The sequence below is a fragment of the Massilibacteroides vaginae genome (assembly GCF_900178525.1).
Taxonomy (GTDB): domain Bacteria; phylum Bacteroidota; class Bacteroidia; order Bacteroidales; family Tannerellaceae; genus Massilibacteroides; species Massilibacteroides vaginae.
The window spans coordinates 22,849-42,295 of sequence record NZ_FXDJ01000007.1; the positions used below are offsets into that span (position 1 = coordinate 22,849).

Here is a 19,447-nt window from a genome sequence, read left to right on the forward strand (position 1 = left end):
TGTAAAGTAAATACTTTTTAAACACTTAACCCCGGTATTACACCAAGTGATACTACCGGTTCACCCATTCTTAACGAAATGTTAATTTCCAAGACCCTACATTTGAAACATAAACCTATTAAAAAATTCGCATATGAAAAAGATTATTTTATCCGCAGTTCTTTTGCTTGCTATTTCAATTGTATATGCAGCTTGCCGAAATAGTCAAGCAACAAATGAAAAAACAGCCAATACAACAGCTCAAGTAGCCGAAGTAAGCAACAACAAAGAAACACGTATACAGGTAGCTATTCTTTTAGACACATCTGGTAGTATGCACGGACTCATTGATCAGGCTAAGTCGCGCCTATGGAACATTGTAAATACATTAACTACATTAAAATACAATGGCAAGGAACCTGTAATCGAAATAGCGCTTTATGAATATGGAAGCTACAACCGATACAAAGGTGATTATATTCGTCAAATTACGCCATTAACAACGGATCTTGATCTTATCTCTCAAGAACTGTTCAGACTTGAAACCGGAGGAAGCGAAGAATATTGCGGAACAGTAATTCATAGAGCTGTTCGGGAGTTGGAATGGGGAAACCTGAAATCAGATATGAAACTGATTTATATCGCCGGAAACGAAGTTTTTGAACAAGGCAAAATTTCTTACAGAACAGCTATACCTCAAGCTTTAGAAAGAGATATCTATGTAAACACAATTCACTGTGGCAATAGCCAGACAGGCATAAGGGATCTCTGGAAAGATGCCGCGAACTTAGGCAAAGGTAAATTCTTTAACATTGACCACAACGCGAAGGTTCGCTATATCGAAACACCTTTCGACGACGAGATATCAGCATGCAACACAAAACTGAACAACACTTATATCGGCTATGGAGAAGTAGGCAATGAAATGAAGATACGACAAGTACAACAAGACGCAAACGCTCAATCGATCTCCGCATCCAATCAAGCCGAAAGAGCTGTCAGCAAGTCTAAAGCCGCTTACAAAAATTCTTCATGGGATTTGGTGGATATGGTCAAAAAAGACAAATCAAAAATTGCTGAGTTAAAAGAGGAAGCTCTACCGGCAGAACTTAAAAACAAATCCAAAGAAGAAATCAAAGCATTTATTACCGCAAAAGACAAAGAGCGTGAATCTATAAAAACAGAAATCAACGAATTAGCGGCTAAGCGCCAGGCTTATATCGACAAAGCAATGGCTGAAGAAGAGAATGAAGACGACCTCGGAAATGCCATCAGCCAATCGGTTATCTCCCTTGCCCAAACAAAAGGATACAGTGTAGAATAAGAACTATAGTCATCTTCGGATAATTAGCAGTATAGCTATTGAAAAAGTTAGGATTGAAAGGATACTTATATCCATTAAATAATTTATGTACTTTTGCTGAAAAAAAAATAAATTATGAAATTTCGCTTTCAATCCTTACTTTTTCTTTTTTCTGTGTTATCGTTAACCGTACAAAGCCAAGACTGGCGAGACGGAATGGAAAATATCATTTACGCTCCGCGCTATTTCGGACCAAGTGGATTCCCTATTCCTGAACTAAGAAAAAGTACTGTAACCAATCGTTTTGAAATGGAAGTTCGCGGTGAATACCACAGCTACAGTGGAGACAAGACAAAAGATCTGTTCGCCCGCATCATGATTCCGATTGTTAAGGAGAAAGCTGCCATTGAAATAAGTGCTGTAGTATTCGAAGATTATAAACTGACTCCGGAGACAAAAGAAGAACGGTTTGCCGCCGATACCGAAAGCCCCATCAGTTATAATGGCGATGTTATTGTCAGCACGTTCTTTCAGCTACTGAAAAAGCCGGAGTTAATGGATATCATGGTCAGTATGAATCTGAAAACAGCCAGCGGAGGTCGCCTTGTGGATGCGCGGTTTACAGATGCAGCCAGCTATTGGTTTGATCTTACAGTAGGCCGGAAATTATATAACAACGAAGAAGAGAATGCGTATATCTCTATGCAGGGAATGGCCGGGTTCTATTGCTGGATGACTAACGATCGGGTTCATCGCCAAAACGATGCTTTTCATTATGGAATCGGATTTACCGCCAACTATAAAAACCTCTCATTACAATCTGACTTTTCAGGCTTTCATGGTTATAAAGATAACGGAGACCGCCCCATGATCCTCAGAAACAACCTCACATACGAATACAAGAAAAACGGCCTTTCGTTCCGTTATTATCATGGAATGAAAGACCGTCTATATGAAACGTATACACTTGGGTATATACGTTATCTCTAAATCATCAAACAAATAAGAGAATAAGCAACTGGGCCGTCAACACACGCATGAACATCGTCAGCGGATAAACAGTTGCGTAAGATACAGAAGGAGCGTCGTTTCCGGCTGTTGCATTTGAGTAAGCTAACGCAGGAGGATCGGTTGTACTTCCTGCTATCAGTCCCATCAAAGTAAGGTAGTTTAATTTACAGAAGTAACGACCTATAAAACCGATTATTAATAACGGAATTACTGTGATAAGGAAACCATATCCAATCCAGGCATAACCACCGTTCACCACTGTCTCTACAAATTTCTCTCCGGCTCCAAGACCTACACAAGCAAGAAAAAGCGTAATACCTACTTCGCGAAGCATCAGGTTCGCGCTTTGCGTGGTGTAAGTTATCAATTTCAGTTTATAACCAAAACGACTAAGGAGAATTGCGACAATCAGCGGACCACCGGCCAACCCCAACTTAACGGGCTGAGGTATTCCGGGGAATACAAAAGGAATACTTCCTAAAAGCATACCAAGCGCAATACCGATAAAGATCGACATCAAATTAGGTTCGTTCAATCGTTTCATGGAGTTACCCAGCACCTTTTCAACCCCGGCAATTGTTGAATCCGTACCTACTACAGATACCGTATCACCCACTTGTAAAGCAAGAGAAGGAGTAGCCAACAATTCTACGCCGGCACGTTGAATACGGGTAATATTAATACCATATAATTTACGCAACTGAAGTTCGCCTAATTTCTTTCCATTCAGTTTCGGGTTTGTAATAAGAATCCGACGATTAATTAACTGACTTTCCAAACGCACCCACTGTTTACGTTCCATATTTACTTCCTCACCAAGTAAAGTAACAATAAAGTCAATCTCATGCTCGGTCGTGATTACAAATATTTTATCGTTTTCGTGTAAAACAGTATTCGCGTCAACTACTTCAATACGCTTGTCCGAATGCCTCCACACACGTGAAATAACAAAAGAGCCACGCTCTGTTGCCGCGGATATTTCATTAACCGATTTATTAAAGATCGCAGGGTTTTTAACAACCAGTGAAATGGCTTTCGCACCGCTGTATGACTCTTCGTCCGCTTTTTTCAATTGCTCATGTTCTTTGTCCATTGAGATACGGAAAATGCCTTTCACAGCCAGGATAGAAAGGATAATACCAACTACCCCTAATGGGTAAGCAACGGCATATCCAAGAGCTATTGTGTCGTCTACCGCACCATGCACATCAGAATAAGCCTGCTGAGCCGCACCAAGTCCCGGAGTGTTTGTTACTGCCCCGGAAAGAATACCAACCATTGTAGACATAGGTATTCCCGTTGAGTAGTGAATAATAAGCGTCACGGTAACGCCAAGCAATACAATACCCATTGCCAGCATATTCAACGTTATCCCTCCTTTTTTAAAGGAAGAGAAAAAACCCGGACCTACCTGAAGGCCTACCGAATAAACGAACAAAATCAACCCGAATTCTTTAAAGAAATGGTTGATCTCATGGTCAATCGTAAAGCCAAAATGTGAAAGAATTATACCAACAAACAACACCATGGTGATCCCCAACGATACACCCAAAATTTTAATTCTACCAAGCAGTATACCACTCGCGATAACTACCGACAAGAGGAGGATAGAATGTGCAATTCCATGTCCCCACAATAACTCATTAATCCAATCCATTTTATAAATACTTTTTAACCTTAAGAATAACCTATACCTCGTCTTCGGGCGGCAAATATAGATATTAACTTTGTGCTTTACAACATATTTTATACCTTTACAAGAAAATAAAAAGAGCATGAAATTTATACTCTGCACATTTCTTGTGCTAATATGCAGTTATCCGTTGACTGCACAAAAAAGAACCGCTGAAATAAGAACAAGCGAAGGCACCATAAGGATTTCACTTTACGACGATGTACCGGGCCACGTTAAGGCTTTTACCGAACGTGCCAACGCAGGTACGTTCAATGGCACACTCTTTACACGCGTAATAAAAGAATTCATGATTCAAGGAGGTTCTCCCGATTCTAAAAACGCTCCCGCCGGTGCTCGTGTAGGTTTTGGCGACAGGTTCGCCGAAATAGCACCGGAGTTCAAATCTCATTATTTTCATAAGAAAGGTACTTTGGCAGCTCCACGCCAGCCCGACGACGTTAATCCCGGTAAAAAATCGGATATATCTCAGTTCTTCATTGTTCAGGGAAAGGTGTATCGTGGCGGTGAATTAGACACGTTGGAGAAAGCGACTAATCTACCGATGCGCAGAAAAGCAATGGCCGAATTTTACACGCCGGTTAAAGAAGAAATGGAACGACTTAAAACCGAAGATCCGAAAGAATACAACAAACATGTGATCGATATAAACAATAAAGTTGATTCCGTGATCCGATCAACACCGGGTCATTTGTTTTTCACGCAAGAACAGCGTGAGGCATATACAACAATAGGCGGAGTGCATCATTTAGACGGACATTATACTATCTTTGGTGAAGTAATAGAAGGATTGGAGATAGTAGACAAGATCGCGTCGCAGCCGAAAGACAGCTACGACCGTCCGAAGAAAGATATCAAAATCATTTCTGTTACTGTCAATTAACACAGACACGCAATGCTAAGAAAAGATTTTATATTAGTGCAAATCGAAGCTTTAGGAAAAGCTATCGCCCAACTAATCAACAACAGGAAAGAAGGAGATCCAGATAAGGCGGAAATATTATTGGAAGATATTTATTCATCCCTTCATATTAACAAAGACTATCTTCTTTCGCATGCTCCGGGCGATATTCGTATTGCTTTAGACGGGGAAGACAATGCCGGTATTCAACGTATGGAGATAGCGGCTAAAACACTGATTGAAGACAGTTATATTTACAAAGACAAAAACGCGCTTTACAAAGCACAGGAAATACTTCTTTATATACAAAAGCATGATCTGACTTTTTCTATTGAAAGAATGAACTTATTGGATGAAATACAGGATGCACTTTTGAAACAGTAACCGGATATGAATAAAAACCAGAAACGTTCCGCTCTGCTATTAATAAACCTTGGCACACCTGATGCGCCAACAATTACCTCTGTCGGACGTTATCTGGCCGAATTCTTAAACGACAAATACGTTATTAATATCCCCTGGTTATTCCGGAAATTATTAGTCAATCTGATAATCATTCCTTTCAGAGTAAAAAACTCAACCAGATTATATCGGCAGTTATGGACACCGGAAGGCTCTCCGTTGTCTGTCTATATGGAACGTTTAAAGCAAAAGTTACAAGCAAAATTAGAACCGAAGGTAACCGTATTTTCCGCTATGCGATACCGCAATCCTTCCATTGGGTCTGTTCTTGCCCAAATTAAAGCACAAGGATTTGAACAAGTAATAATACTCCCCCTCTACCCCCAGTTTGCTGATTCGACCAGCACCTCCACCTTAGAAGAAGTAAAACGAATTGTAAAGCGATGGAATAACGCTCCCGATATACAATACATAGCGCAATTCCATGATCACCGGGGGTATATCGACACGTATGCAGAAAAGATTCAATCTTATAATCCGGATCGCTATGATTTTATTTTGTTCTCCTATCACGGTCTACCGAACAATCATATTGATAAAGGACATGCCAAGGCAAACATTGAAACCTGCGATTGTAAAAACGGAACACCGGAGCATTGCCAAAAATGCTATCTGGCAGCTTGCTATAACACAACAAACTTATTAGCCGACCGATTAAACTTATCGACCGATCGCTATACAATATCCTTTCAATCCCGTTTATCCAAAGATTGGCTCGAACCTTTCTCGGACAAGACATTGATTGATCTCGCCAAGAAAGGACATAAACGTGTGCTGGTTGTAGCACCGGCATTTGTTGCCGACTGCTTAGAAACGATTATTGAGATAGGTATTGAATACAAAAAATTATTCATCGCTAACGGCGGACAAGAATTAACCTTAGTAGAAAGCCTGAATGCCGACGACAACTGGGTTAGCGGCATACAAGAAATCATTGCCCCCCAACTCCTAACTTCTAACTTCTAAGAAATTCCGCTGCCCCTTCCGCACAACGTTCGCCATCGATCGCTGCCGAAACAATGCCCCCGGCATAGCCCGCGCCTTCACCACATGGGAATAAACCTTTCACCGTAAGGTGCTCATACGTTTCCCTATCACGTACAATACGGACAGGAGAAGAGGTACGCGTTTCCACCCCGATCATCACAGCTTCGTTAGTGAGAAAACCGGAAGATGTTTTACCGAAAGCCCGAAAACCATCCTTCAGTCGTGAGGTAATAAACTTCGGCATCCAGCGGTTTAAATCTGAACTTAACAATCCCGGACTGTAAGAGGTTGACGGCAGATCCTGTGACAAACGACCGGACACAAAATCCGTCATACGTTGAGCCGGAGCCGTTTGCAGCTGATTAGCTTCCAGCCAGCATTGTTTTTCCAAACCTTCCTGAAGCTTCATCAAGGCCAACTCTTTATATTGAGCATATTCGGGAAAATCTTCGGGATGAATTTCAACAACCATGCCCGAATTTGCCCAACGGGAACCCCGGTTTGAAGGAGACATACCATTTACAACAAGCTGTTCCGGACCACTACCTGCAGGCACAACAAATCCGCCGGGGCACATGCAAAACGAATATACACCTCTATCCTTCACCTGAGTTACCTGAGCATATTCCGCTGCCGGCAGGTATTCACCCCTTCCGGCTTTGTCATGATACTGTATCTGGTCTATCAACAACTGCGGATGTTCTAAGCGAACACCCATAGCCAAGCCTTTCGCTTCGACGGTGATTTGGTTATTATACAGATAATAATAGACGTCTCGGGCAGAATGTCCGGTGGCAAGTATAACCGGCCCCATAAATTCTTTTCCGGTATTGGTCTCTACCCCGATCACACAATTCTCTTTACGGATCAGCTTTTCCATCCGGGTTTGAAAGTGTACCTCTCCCCCACAATCCAAAATACGGTTTCGCAGCTTTTCAATCACTCCGGGAAGTTTGTCTGTTCCTATATGCGGATGCGCGTCTGCCAAAATAGACGGATTAGCACCATGCTGACAAAACACATGGAGTATTTTATCAACCGAACCGCGTTTTTTACTTCGCGTATACAGTTTTCCGTCTGAGTACGCCCCTGCCCCTCCTTCGCCGAAGCAGTAATTTGATTCCGGATCGATACGATGTTCTTTCGTGATCAATGACACATCCTTGCGTCGTTCACGTACATTTTTCCCTCTTTCCAGTACGATGGGTCGAAAACCAAGTTCTATTAATCGCAAAGCGGCAAACAAGCCTCCCGGACCTGCACCAACTACGACCACAGCCTTAGCGGCTGACACATCTTTATACTCGATTGAAATAAATTCGGCTTCCGTAGGTTGCTCATCAATAAAAACCCGAAGTTTCAGATTCACAAAAATCGTACGCTGACGGGCGTCTATTGATCTTTTTAGTACCCTTACGGCTTGTATGGATTGAAGTGATGCGCCTGTTTCACGAGCAGCAACAGCTTTTATCGCCTCTTCATTGGCTGCCTCACGAGGCAATACGCGGAGTTGTAATTCTTTTATCATATTTATTTATACACATCATGTAGTATATAACAATTCAACCGAACAATTGTCTGAAGGCTTCTTCAACTTTTTTTACCTGAACAATCTGTATTTTGCATTTAGAAGTGTCAAAACCTTTCAGATTATTATAAGGAATCAGTATGCGGGAGAAACCTAATTTTTCGGCTTCCAGTATGCGTTGTTCAATACGATTGACCGGACGAATTTCGCCGGACAAGCCTACCTCGCCCGCCATACACACCCCCGCCTCAATGCTTATGTCTAAACTAGACGATAGCACGGCACTGATCACCGCCAGGTCAATCGCCGGATCGTTCACCTTCAACCCTCCAGCGATATTCAGGAAAACATCTTTTTGCGCTAATTTAAAACCTGCCCTTTTTTCGAGTACGGCCAACAGCATATTCATACGCCGTAAATCAAAGCCGGTAGCGCTTCGTTGCGGATTTCCGTACACAGCCGAACTAACCAACGCCTGGGTTTCAATCAAAAAGGGACGAACGCCCTCTATAGCTGCCGAGATAGCCACTCCGCTAAGTCCTTCGTGGTTTTGCGTAAGCAATAGTTCCGAGGGATTACTCACCTCACGCAAGCCGTTTTGGCGCATCTCATAAATCCCTAACTCAGCCGTGCTGCCAAAACGATTTTTGATGCTTCGCAATATACGATACATATAATGCTGATCACCTTCGAATTGAAGAACCGTATCTACGATATGCTCCAATACCTTGGGACCGGCAATGCTGCCTTCCTTATTTATATGTCCGATCAGTAAAACCGGAACACCACTTTCTTTTGCATACTTCAATATCGCCGCACTGCATTCCCGTACCTGCGAAACACTTCCGGGAGATGATTCCACCAACTCCGTAAACATCGTCTGAATAGAATCGATTACAAGCAGATCCGGTTGTATATTTTGCGCCTGCACAAAAATCTGTTCCAGATTCGTTTCGCAGAGAATAAAGCAATCCGGCGTATCATGCTCCACACGATCAGCACGAAGTTTAAGTTGGCGACTGCTTTCTTCGCCGGATACATACAATGTTTTTACCCCTTTCAAGCGCAGTATGGTTTGCAAAACAAGCGTAGACTTTCCGATGCCCGGTTCGCCGCCTATCAGCACAAGCGAACCTTTAACCAGTCCACCTCCCAACACGCGATTCAGCTCTTCGTCATGCAAATCCAATCGAACCTCTTCCTGAGAAGTAATGTCTCGAAGAAGCAAAGGCCGAACCTTTTCCTTGTCTGCCAATCCGGGAATAATTCGTTTCTGAGCCACAGATTCTTTAACAGAAATTTCTTCGACATACGAATTCCATTCCCCGCATGACGGACATTTCCCGACCCATTTAGGAGAATCGGCTCCGCAATTCGAACAAACATATATTGTTTTAGCTTTTGCCATCGCTTATTATTTTGATGTAAAGGTAGGAAAAAGAAGAGTAAGTAGAATAGTGATGATTTATATCAAGCCACAAGATAGGTTCATTATTATATATAAAAGGATATTATTTAAGCTACAAAGGATATATTTCTTTTTCTACAGATGTAGTAAAGTTTTTCTATAACTGTAGTAAAGTTTTTCTACAACTGTCAAACTGTTTTTCTATATATATAGAAAAAGAAAAAGATAGTATATAAATACAATATTGTAGTAATAAGAATGAAAATATAGCCTATACGTTTTTATTCTCATACTTTTTAAAGCAGAAGAAACATAAAGGCACAAAAAAACCCTACCATAAGCATGATAGGGTTTAAAATTTAAGCTGTTTTAATCGTTTTTTAAAAGTTCGGCCAACTGCTTTGGGTGCACATTTACTGCGATAATTTTTCCGGCATCATCTATCAGAAATGTTTTCAAACCCTTGTCAAGCTTATACGCTTTGTGTAGCGCTGACTTTGAATCAGATCCTTCCCAAAATTGTCTGGTTTCGTTCAACTTGTCAATTTTAAGGGTTTCTTCGAAGATTGACCGGCTCTTGTCTAACGACACAGAATACATGGCTATCTTCTCCGGATCCAATTTATTCACTTCATTCGATAACGAAACATTACGCGCACGGGATTCCGCGTCATAAGCGGCCCAAAAACTAAGTAATGTGTAACGTCCTGAATGGTTTGGGAAACTAAGATCACTCTTATTTTCCAAAGACTCTATTCCCGGTGCAAGATCTCCCGGATTAATTCCGGTTGTTAATCTTGTTTCTTTTGTACTTGCCGATACGGTTAATAAGGCTATTAATAATACCGTAAATACAACAGGAACATAAGTTCTTACTCTCATAATTTTGTTATTTCGTTTAACCTAATCGGGCTGTTTTCCGGTAAAGAAAACGTTCCGACTCCTGATTTTCAGGAAAATAAGCACCCCCTTCTCTAAGGCGTAGTAGCTTATTCGAACGTGCAAATATAAAATTAATCAAGAAACCGACCTAATTAAATAACATAATAATGACATCAAGCAACTTTTTTTATATGTTATATTGCACTTTTGAAATAAAATTAAAGCCTATTGACTTTATTAACAGAACTTACGTACATTTGCATAGTAAACGCATTACAATGCTTCATAATGGGACAAACAAACGAAATTATTCTTATTACAATAAGCGGTACTGATAAACCGGGAGTTACCGCTGCCCTTACAGAGATTTTAGCGAAAAACGATGCCGTTATTTTAGATATCGGACAAGCGGATATACACAACAACCTTTCACTCGGGATATTATTCCAATCTCCCTGCGTTGACTCCGGACTTATCATGAAAGATGTTCTTTTTAAAGGATATGAGTTAGGCGTAAACATTCGCTTCAACCCGATTACGGAAGACGAGTACAGCCAATGGGTTGGCATGCAGGGAAAGAACCGCTATATCGTAACGATTTTAGGTCGTAAAATGACGGCTAAACAAATAGCGGGTGTTTCCCGGATTGTCGCAAATCAAGGAATGAACATCGATGACATCAAACGACTTACCGGGCGTGTTCCGCTGGACGAAAACGAACGTACTCCGAAAGCCAGTGTCGAGTTTTCTATTCGCGGCACACCAAAGGATAAGGAAGAAATGAAATCAGACTTCATGAAACTGTCTTATGAATTGGAAATGGACATTTCGTTTCAGGAAGAAAGTATGTATCGCAGGATGCGTCGTTTGATTTGTTTCGATATGGACTCTACATTGATACAAACAGAAGTTATCGACGAATTGGCCGAACGCGCGGGTGTTGGTGAGCAAGTAAAGAAAATTACGGAAGCTGCCATGCGGGGCGAAATCGATTTTAACGAAAGCTTCAAACAACGTTGTTCATTGCTAAAAGGACTGGATGCGTCGGTTATGCAGGAGATAGCAGAAAACCTTCCCATTACCGAAGGGGCTGATCGCTTGATGCGTATTCTTAAAAAAATCGGTTTCAAGATCGCTATTCTTTCCGGAGGATTTACTTATTTCGGCAATCACCTGAAGCAGAAATACAATATAGACTATGTGTATGCCAACGAGTTGGAGATTGTTGATGGCAAATTAACAGGAAACCATATTGGAGATATTGTAGATGGTAAACGAAAATCGGAATTACTGCGACTTATCGCTCAGGTTGAAAATGTAGATATCCGACAAACTGTTGCCGTTGGTGATGGCGCAAACGACCTGCCCATGATCAGTATCGCGGGGTTAGGCATAGCGTTTCATGCAAAGCCTAAAGTAAAGGCAACCGCAAAACAATCTATCTCAACAATCGGATTAGATGGTGTTCTCTACTTTTTAGGATACAAAGACTCTTATTTGGACGAAGAAATTTAAACTATAAAACAATGATCAGACATATTGTGCTATTCAAATTAAAAGAATTTGAATCGGAAGCTGCTAAAAAGAAAAGCATGCTGGATATTAAAACAGGGCTTGAAGGCTTATTAGGTAAAATTGAAGTGTTAAAATCTATTCGGGTAGACTTTAATTGCAACCCGGAAGAAAGTTGGGATATCATTCTGACAACAGAGTTCGACTCGCTTCAGGATCTGAACACGTATGCCATTCATCCGGAGCACGTGGCTGTAGGCAAAGAATTTATCGGCCCGGTAAAAGCAAACAGAGCCTGCGTAGATTACGAATTCTAAAATCAGGCAAGCAGCTTTATTTGAGAGATATATCCGAATTTGCGTATTTCCTCAAATAAAGCTGAATAAGATGAATTCATATCCACATTTACTTTATAGGTAACTATAGACGTGTTGGTTTCATAATCCTGCTCATAGGAAACACTTACGATATACACATTATTTGATTCGAGCGTTTTACGAATCAGCTTTAAATTCGGGGTAGACACCGAACAATGAATAGATAATATTTTATTTACCCCGTCTAAATACATCCGCTTCTCCAACCTTTCCAACGACACAAGCACGAACAAAGAAAACAGGGTAGTCATAAAGGCTGCCAGATACATGCCTGCTCCTACGGCCAATCCTACTACAGCCATCACCCAAATACAAGCTGCCGTAGTTAGTCCCTGAACGCTACCGTGACTCTGAATAATAGCTCCGGCTCCCAGAAAACCGATACCAGTCAACACTTGTGCCGCAATTCGCCCCGGGTCGCCATTCAGAAAATCAGGGTAACACTGCGGAATCCATATTGAAATCAACATGGCCGTTGTTGAGCCCATACAGATCAAAGTAAATGTACGCATCCCGGCATCCCGGCGTCGCATTTGTCTTTCTATACCAATAACAGCTCCCAACAGAAAGCTGATAAATAATTTGATCGCGGCCGTATAAGGCGTGATTTGAGTGTCGTTCAACAACTCAGTTATATAATCGATAGAATACGCTAGCATAGTTTTCTTATTTTTAGACAAAAATAGCTAATTATTTGTAGATTAACCAACATAGCAAACTATCTAAAAGATATTGTATATTTGACTCCTTTATAAACTAAACAGCATCAAATTGAAAGTAATTACGTATAACGTTAACGGACTACGGGCTGCGGTAACTAAAGGCCTGCCCGATTGGATTAAGGCGGTACAGCCTGATGTGCTTTGCATACAAGAAACGAAACTACAACCGGAGCAATTTCCTGCGGAAGCTTTCGAAGGCTTAGGTTATAAAGCCTACCTCTACAGTGCGCAAAAGAAAGGATACAGCGGTGTAGCCATCCTGACCAAAAAGGAACCGGACCATGTTGAATATGGCATGGGTATGGATAGATACGATAATGAAGGTCGTTTTATCCGTGTAGATTTCGGAGATTTATCGGTTGTAAGTGTTTATCACCCTTCGGGTACAAGCGGTGAGGAACGTCAAGGTTTCAAAATGGAATGGCTGGAAGATTTCCAAGGCTATGTAGAAAACCTGAAACAATCTCGCCGGAAATTAATTCTATGTGGCGATTACAACATTTGTCATGAGGCTATAGACATTCACGATCCAAAAGGAAATGCCAAAAACAGTGGATTTTTGCCGGAAGAACGGGAATGGATGAGTCGTTTTCTGAATGCGGGATATATCGACACGTTTCGTTATCTGTATCCGGAAAAACAACAATACACCTGGTGGAGCTACCGTTTTAATTCGCGCTCAAAAAACAAAGGCTGGAGAATTGATTATTGCATGGTGACCGAACTAATGAAGCCAATGATCAAGGATGCGTATATTCTGAATGACGCGATTCATTCAGATCATTGTCCGGCCGTTTTGGAAATCGAGGAGTAAAATTGAAGGATAGGCAAAAAAAGAGACGCAAAATTTTGAGGGCACTGAAAAAGTCCTGTCCCTAGGATTCGTATTTTGATTTATCAGCACATATCCAAAAATCGCTTTGGATATGTGCTGATTTTTTTGCATCTTTATAGGTAGAAATCAATTCGATATGCTACCCATTCAACAGACCATACAGTTTAGCAATTACTCAAGTTTATATGATCTGATAGTTCCTGTCGACAATCTATTACGCCGTATTAACGATCTGATCGACTTTTCTTTCATCCACAAGGAACTTTTGGACAAGTACTGTCTTGACAATGGACGAAGGGCTGAGAGCCCTGTACGTATGTTCAAATACCTTCTGCTCAAAACCATCTTTGATATTTCAGATGTAGACGTAGTGGAGCGTTCGCGCTATGATATGTCCTTTAAGTATTTTCTTGGTTTGGCACCAGAAGAGACCGAACTGATTAATCCCAGTTCCTTGTGTAAATTCCGCAAACTCCGGCTCAAGGACAAAGATCTGTTGAGCCTTCTTATCGGAAAGACCGTTTCCATAGCAATTGAAAAAGGCATTATTAAATCAAAAAGCCTTATAGTTGATGCCACCCACACGGGTTCTCGCAGTAATCCTTACTCTCCCGTTGAGGTTTTAAGACTCCGTTCAAAGCAACTTCGAAAGAGCCTTTATGATACTGATGAGTCCATAAAAGACAATCTACCTGATAAAAATGAGGATGACAATTTGGAACATGAGCTTGATTACACCAAGGCTTTGCTTGACGCCGTATCGGCAGATATAACATTGATTAATGTTCCCAAAATCAAGGAGCGCCTTAATATGCTCAAAGAAACTCTTTCGGATATAGAAGATCACTACGTTACCTCCAAGGACGAAGACGCACGGGTGGGACACAAAAGCGAAGACAGTTCGTTTTTCGGCTACAAGACTCACATAGGCATGAGCGATGAGCGCATAATTACAGCTGCCATAGTTACTTCAGGAGAAAAGGGCGATGGCCCTCAATTGCCTGAACTCATTGAGCAAAGCCGCAATAATGGTATGGAAGTGGAAACCGTCATTGGTGATGCAGCCTATTCGGGAAAGGACAATATTAAACTCTCTGATGATGACGAAAATGGATTTGAACTAGTGGCCCGGCTTAATCCAGCTATAAGTCAGGGATTTCGTAAAGAAGAAGATAAGTTTGAGTATAATAAGGATGCGAGAATGTTCATCTGTCCAGCAGGTCATATGGCAGTGCGTCGTGCTCGACAAGGAAAGAAGAATCAGTCAACAAATCAGGTTATGACATACTATTTCGATGTTAATAAATGTCGAACATGTTCACGCAGAGAGGGATGTTGCAAAGAAGGAGCAAAAACAAAATCCTATTCAGTAACCATAAAATCCGACGAGCATCGGCGACAGTTAGCCTTTCAAGGTACAGAAGAGTTCAAGACAAAATCCCGTACAAGATACAAGATTGAAGCGAAAAATGCGGAGCTAAAGAATGTCTTCGGATATGATAGGGCTTTGTCATACGGAATCTCTTGTATGCAATTGCAAGGGGCCATGGTTATCTTTGCCGCAAATATCAAGAGAATCCTAAAATTAATCTAAGTGAGGGGCTATTTTGCTGCAATTGATCAAAAAAAGAGCTCGGCTAAAACAGATGAGCGGTTCTAACGACCGTTTCAATAGGATTCTTCACTAAAAATAGAAAAGTCGCTAAATCCGAAATCCGGATTTAGCGACTTTGATTTTTTGCTCACTCAAGGGGGAATGCTGAAAATATAGATGGTTTTTCAGCGCCCTCAAAATTTTGCGTCTCTTTTTTTTATTACAGCTGCGTCAGCACTACATTTCTGAACAGAATGTCTTTGCCTTCACTTTGCAGACCGATATGTCCAGTCTTGATTTTGTTTGTACCTGTGTTCTGATATACACCATTGACGAAGACTGTTATTACTCCGTCTTTGACATAAATCGTTGCTTTATTCCACTCCCCTGCAGGCTTTTCGCTTGAAGGATTTGTTCTTTCCACAACAGGGAAAGCAGGACGTTCTGTTCCCGGACGTTGATGAAACTCTACCAGATCAGACCCGCCGAGCAAAACAAAGTCGCCGGCTTTTCCTGCGGCCAACTGACATTCAATGCCATTCGGGAAAGGGTTCTTTGTTTCTTCAATCAGCAGAAAGATGCCACTATTCGTTGCTTCTCCTTCCCAACGCCATTCTACATTCAACTTATAGTTGCCGTATTTTTCCTTCGTATACATATAGCCGAAAGGTTGCCCCTTAATGTGGATCATTCCATCACGCACGGAATAAACCTGATCAGCAGGAACTGAATTTTTATCTACAATAAAATCCCAGTTAGAAAGATCTTTGCCATTGAATAGTTTCACTGTTTTTTGAGCTTGTGCAGATGTTGCCCCTACAAAAATGGAGGCAGCCATCAGTAAAGCGGAAAAAAGTTTTCTTCTCATGATAGTTTAATTTTATGTTATTAGTCAACAATTAATTTGCGGTAACGAACACGTTTAGGCTCTTCATAGCCCGACTGTTTTCTCTTATACTCTTCGTAGTCGGAATAGCTTCCTTCGTAGTAAACAACTTCCGAGTTTCCTTCAAACGAAAGAATATGCGTACAAATACGGTCAAGGAACCAACGGTCGTGCGAAATAACAACAGCGCAACCGGCAAAGTTTTCCAAACCTTCTTCCAAAGCACGAAGTGTATTTACGTCGATGTCATTCGTAGGCTCATCGAGCAACAATACGTTGGCTTCCGCTTTTAGTGTAATCGCTAAATGCAAACGATTTCTCTCTCCTCCGGACAAGATGCCGCAAAGTTTTTCCTGATCAGCACCGGCGAAGTTAAATTTGGAAAGATAAGCTCTTGCATTAATTTCCTTTCCTCCTACACGGATAAACTCATTACCGCCCGACACTACCTGGTAAACAGTCTTTTTCGGATCAATATCTTTATGTGTTTGATCAGCATAACCCAAAGCAACAGTTTCTCCTACTTCGAAAGTTCCTTTATCAACACTCTCCATTCCCATGATCATTTTGAACAGGGTAGTCTTACCCGCACCGTTCGGCCCTATTACACCCACGATCCCGTTTGGAGGAAGCATGAAGTTGAGGTTGTCAAATAACAGTTTTTCGCCAAAAGCCTTTGCTACACTTTGAGCTTCGATTACTTTATTACCCAGACGAGGACCGTTAGGTATAAATATCTCCAGTTTTGATTCACGCTCTGTTGCGTCTTCATTCAATAGCTTTTCATACGAATTCAATCGGGCCTTACCCTTGGCTTGTCTGGCTTTAGGAGCCATATTAATCCATTCCAACTCCCGTTCCAACGTTTTACGACGCTTACTGGCTTGTTTCTCTTCCTGAGCCATACGCTTTGTCTTCTGATCCAGCCAGGAGGAATAATTTCCTTTCCAGGGAATACCTTCACCACGATCCAGTTCAAGAATCCAACCGGCTACATGATCAAGGAAATAACGGTCGTGCGTAATACAGATCACCGTACCTTCGTATTGTTGTAAATGCTGTTCGAGCCAATCAATTGATTCCGCATCTAAGTGGTTGGTCGGCTCATCGAGAAGCAACACATCCGGTTGTTGAAGCAAAAGGCGGCATAAAGCCACACGACGGCGTTCGCCACCAGATAACGTATCAACTGTCTGATCTTCGGGAGGACAACGAAGGGCATCCATCGCTCTTTCTAAACGACTATCCAGATTCCATGCATCTGTCGCGTCGATCTTATCTTGCAATTCTGCCTGACGGGCAATCAGCGCATCCATTTTATCCGGATCATCAAGCACTTCCGGATCGCCGAACTTCTCGTTCACTTCTTCATATTCCCGAAGTACATCAACTGTTTCCTGCACACCTTCCTGTACGATTTCTTTTACAGTTTTGCCTGACTGTAACTGAGGATCCTGCTCCAGATAACCTACCGAATAACCGGGTGAAAAGACCACATCCCCCTGATATTCTTTCTCGATACCAGCGATAATTTTAAGCAAGGTAGATTTACCCGAGCCGTTCAAACCGATAATCCCGATTTTAGCTCCATAAAAGAAAGACAGGTAGATGTTCTTTAAAACTTGTTTTTGAGGAGGAAATGTTTTTGACACCCCCACCATTGAAAAGATAACTTTCTTATCGTCCGACATAAATAATTAGAAGTATAAATTGTAAATTACGTTTGCGAACAAAGATAGTAAAGATAAGTAATCAGTAAAAGCTTTAAAGAGTGAGTAATATACTTTTTAAATACATCGAACTTAAAATGGAACTTCGTTACTGCTACCTTGATTCAGGAAGTCCTCTCCAACAGGAGGTATCGGTTGCATAGCTCCACCGTTATTGATTGAGGAAGAGAACTCTCGTATTTGCACATCTTCTTCCACATTCATAAACTTAGCGAACTCACCTTTAAATCGAAGTCTTACATCACCTGTCGCACCATTACGGTGCTTGGATATAATAATTTCAGCAAGACCGATAAGCGAGTTTCCTCGTTCATCTTCTGTAATTTTATAATACTCCGGACGGTGGATAAAGCAAACCATATCGGCATCCTGCTCGATAGCTCCGGACTCACGTAAGTCGGCCAATTGCGGACGCTTTCCTTCTACTCCCTGGCGACTTTCCACTCCACGATTCAACTGGGAAAGCGCGATGATCGGAATATTCAGTTCTTTCGCAAGCCCTTTTAATGAACGGGAAATAGTACTCACCTCCTGCTCACGACTACCAAAGCTCATACCGCTTGCATTCATCAGCTGAAGGTAGTCAATAATAAGGCATTTAACATGATGCTCACGCACCAGACGACGAGCTTTAGTTCTCAGTTCAAACACCGAAAGACTTGGCGTATCGTCTACAAAGATAGGCGCGTCATAAAGTTCTTTGATCTTAAAGTCGAGCTGCTCCCACTCATAGCTTTCTAAGCGTCCGCTTTTAATCTTCTCACCCGGAATCTCGCAAACGTTTACAATCAGACGATTCACCAACTGAACGTTACTCATTTCAAGCGAGAACAATGCAACAGGAATATTATGATTTACCGCCATGTTTTTCGCCATAGATAATACAAACGCCGTTTTACCCATTGCCGGACGAGCAGCGATAATCACAAGATCAGAATTCTGCCAACCGGAAGTTATTTTATCCAGCGCCTCGAATCCGGTACGTAAACCGCTCAGCCCCTCTTTCTGATTAGCTGCCTTCTGGAGTAACTCCATCGCATCCTTAATTACAGGATTGATTTGGGTCACATCTTTCTTTACGTTCCGTTGAGAAATTTCAAACAGTTTTCCTTCCGCCTCCTGCATCAGGTCTTCCACGTCAATTGTTTCGTCGAAAGCTTTACCCTGTACATTGGCTGTAAAAGTAATCAGTTCGCGTGCTAAATACTTCTGCGCTATAATACGGGCGTGATATTCAATATGCGCACTACTGGCTACCTTTCCGGTTAGCTGTGATATATAAAAAGGCCCGCCGATTAAATCAAGTTCGCCTCGTTTTCTTAATTGCTCGATAACGGTAAGCATATCTACCGGACGTTGACTGATCGCCAAATCAACAATCGCACCATAAATCATTTCGTGCGATTTTTCATAAAAACATTCCGGTTTCAGGATTTCACTGACAATAGAATAAGCGTCTTTTTCAAGCATCAGTGCACCCAACACAGCTTCTTCCAATTCCGGCGCCTGAGGCTGCAATCGCCCCATTTCAGGTACAACCACAGGTGTTTGTCTCGATTTTCCAGTATTTTTTCTTGCTTCTGCCATCTGTTCGTAATCATTTTAGGACTTCAAATGTAGTACTTTTATTCGTACCT

At 41.6% G+C, this 19,447-nt stretch carries 17 protein-coding genes; 9 read left to right on the forward strand and 8 right to left on the reverse strand.

Translation table 11 applies throughout. From position 1 onward, the window contains the following. The first annotated feature begins 133 nt into the window (after positions 1–133). A complete protein-coding gene (locus tag B9Y81_RS03010; protein WP_085535536.1) occupies positions 134–1,303 on the forward strand; it encodes a vWA domain-containing protein in 1,170 nt (389 codons plus the stop codon). Positions 1,304–1,417: 114 nt separating this feature from the next. Beyond that, positions 1,418–2,272 (forward strand): hypothetical protein, encoded by an 855-nt coding sequence (locus B9Y81_RS03015; RefSeq protein ID WP_085535537.1) that lies wholly within the window; start codon positions 1,418–1,420, stop codon positions 2,270–2,272. 4 nt (positions 2,273–2,276) lie between these two features. On the opposite strand, the gene B9Y81_RS03020 is transcribed toward B9Y81_RS03015, so the two are convergent. Then, the gene (locus tag B9Y81_RS03020) at positions 2,277–3,950 is read right to left on the reverse strand and encodes a putative transporter (RefSeq protein ID WP_085535538.1); all 1,674 of its coding nucleotides are present in this window, start codon (positions 3,948–3,950) and stop codon (positions 2,277–2,279) included. A gap of 118 nt (positions 3,951–4,068) precedes the next feature. On the opposite strand from B9Y81_RS03020, the gene B9Y81_RS03025 reads away from it, so the two are divergent. Genes B9Y81_RS03025 through hemH form a run of 3 tightly spaced genes read left to right on the forward strand, consistent with a single transcriptional unit; the run spans position 4,069 to position 6,315 of the window. Continuing rightward, entirely contained in the window at positions 4,069–4,869 is an 801-nt protein-coding gene (locus B9Y81_RS03025) for a peptidylprolyl isomerase (protein WP_085535539.1), read from the forward strand. Between the two features lie 12 nt (positions 4,870–4,881). Next, entirely contained in the window at positions 4,882–5,271 is a 390-nt protein-coding gene (locus B9Y81_RS03030; RefSeq protein ID WP_085535540.1) for a hypothetical protein, read from the forward strand. 6 nt (positions 5,272–5,277) lie between these two features. Continuing rightward, entirely contained in the window at positions 5,278–6,315 is a 1,038-nt protein-coding gene (hemH, locus tag B9Y81_RS03035; RefSeq protein WP_085535541.1) for a ferrochelatase, read from the forward strand. On the opposite strand, the gene B9Y81_RS03040 is transcribed toward hemH, so the two are convergent. The 3 genes from B9Y81_RS03040 to B9Y81_RS03050 form a co-directional block, all read right to left on the reverse strand. Then, a complete protein-coding gene (locus B9Y81_RS03040) occupies positions 6,305–7,864 on the reverse strand; it encodes an NAD(P)/FAD-dependent oxidoreductase (protein WP_085535542.1) in 1,560 nt (519 codons plus the stop codon). The two genes, hemH and B9Y81_RS03040, sit on opposite strands and share 11 nt — an antisense overlap. Before the next feature lie 34 nt (positions 7,865–7,898). After that, positions 7,899–9,272, reverse strand: a complete 1,374-nt coding sequence (gene radA, locus B9Y81_RS03045) for a DNA repair protein RadA (protein WP_085535543.1) — start codon at positions 9,270–9,272, stop codon at positions 7,899–7,901. A gap of 369 nt (positions 9,273–9,641) precedes the next feature. Next, positions 9,642–10,154 carry a thioredoxin domain-containing protein gene (locus B9Y81_RS03050; protein ID WP_085535544.1) on the reverse strand — a complete coding sequence of 171 codons (513 nt, stop codon included), beginning with the start codon at positions 10,152–10,154 and terminating at the stop codon, positions 9,642–9,644. A gap of 288 nt (positions 10,155–10,442) precedes the next feature. Between B9Y81_RS03050 and serB the strand changes: the two genes are divergently transcribed. Then, positions 10,443–11,669 carry a phosphoserine phosphatase SerB gene (serB, locus tag B9Y81_RS03055; protein ID WP_085535545.1) on the forward strand — a complete coding sequence of 409 codons (1,227 nt, stop codon included), beginning with the start codon at positions 10,443–10,445 and terminating at the stop codon, positions 11,667–11,669. Between the two features lie 11 nt (positions 11,670–11,680). Next, complete coding sequence (locus B9Y81_RS03060) at positions 11,681–11,983, forward strand: Dabb family protein (RefSeq protein WP_085535546.1); 303 nt, start codon at positions 11,681–11,683, stop codon at positions 11,981–11,983. A 2-nt stretch (positions 11,984–11,985) separates the two neighbouring features. Here the strand turns inward: B9Y81_RS03060 and B9Y81_RS03065 are convergent, their stop codons facing one another. Further along, positions 11,986–12,702, reverse strand: coding sequence for an MgtC/SapB family protein (locus B9Y81_RS03065; RefSeq protein WP_085535547.1), 717 nt, complete (start codon positions 12,700–12,702; stop codon positions 11,986–11,988). 112 nt (positions 12,703–12,814) lie between these two features. Between B9Y81_RS03065 and B9Y81_RS03070 the strand changes: the two genes are divergently transcribed. Together B9Y81_RS03070 and B9Y81_RS03075 are read left to right on the forward strand one after the other, a co-directional pair. Next, positions 12,815–13,579, forward strand: coding sequence for an exodeoxyribonuclease III (locus tag B9Y81_RS03070; protein ID WP_085535548.1), 765 nt, complete (start codon positions 12,815–12,817; stop codon positions 13,577–13,579). 157 nt (positions 13,580–13,736) lie between these two features. Next, complete coding sequence (locus B9Y81_RS03075) at positions 13,737–15,194, forward strand: IS1182 family transposase (RefSeq protein ID WP_085535549.1); 1,458 nt, start codon at positions 13,737–13,739, stop codon at positions 15,192–15,194. A gap of 220 nt (positions 15,195–15,414) precedes the next feature. On the opposite strand, the gene B9Y81_RS03080 is transcribed toward B9Y81_RS03075, so the two are convergent. The 3 genes from B9Y81_RS03080 to dnaB all read right to left on the reverse strand — a co-directional run bounded on the left by B9Y81_RS03080 (position 15,415) and on the right by dnaB (position 19,397). Beyond that, complete coding sequence (locus B9Y81_RS03080) at positions 15,415–16,032, reverse strand: 3-keto-disaccharide hydrolase (protein WP_394335428.1); 618 nt, start codon at positions 16,030–16,032, stop codon at positions 15,415–15,417. A 50-nt stretch (positions 16,033–16,082) separates the two neighbouring features. Then, positions 16,083–17,771, reverse strand: coding sequence for an energy-dependent translational throttle protein EttA (gene ettA / locus B9Y81_RS03085; protein ID WP_085535551.1), 1,689 nt, complete (start codon positions 17,769–17,771; stop codon positions 16,083–16,085). A gap of 111 nt (positions 17,772–17,882) precedes the next feature. After that, positions 17,883–19,397, reverse strand: coding sequence for a replicative DNA helicase (gene dnaB / locus B9Y81_RS03090; RefSeq protein ID WP_085535552.1), 1,515 nt, complete (start codon positions 19,395–19,397; stop codon positions 17,883–17,885). Positions 19,398–19,447 lie beyond the last annotated feature (50 nt).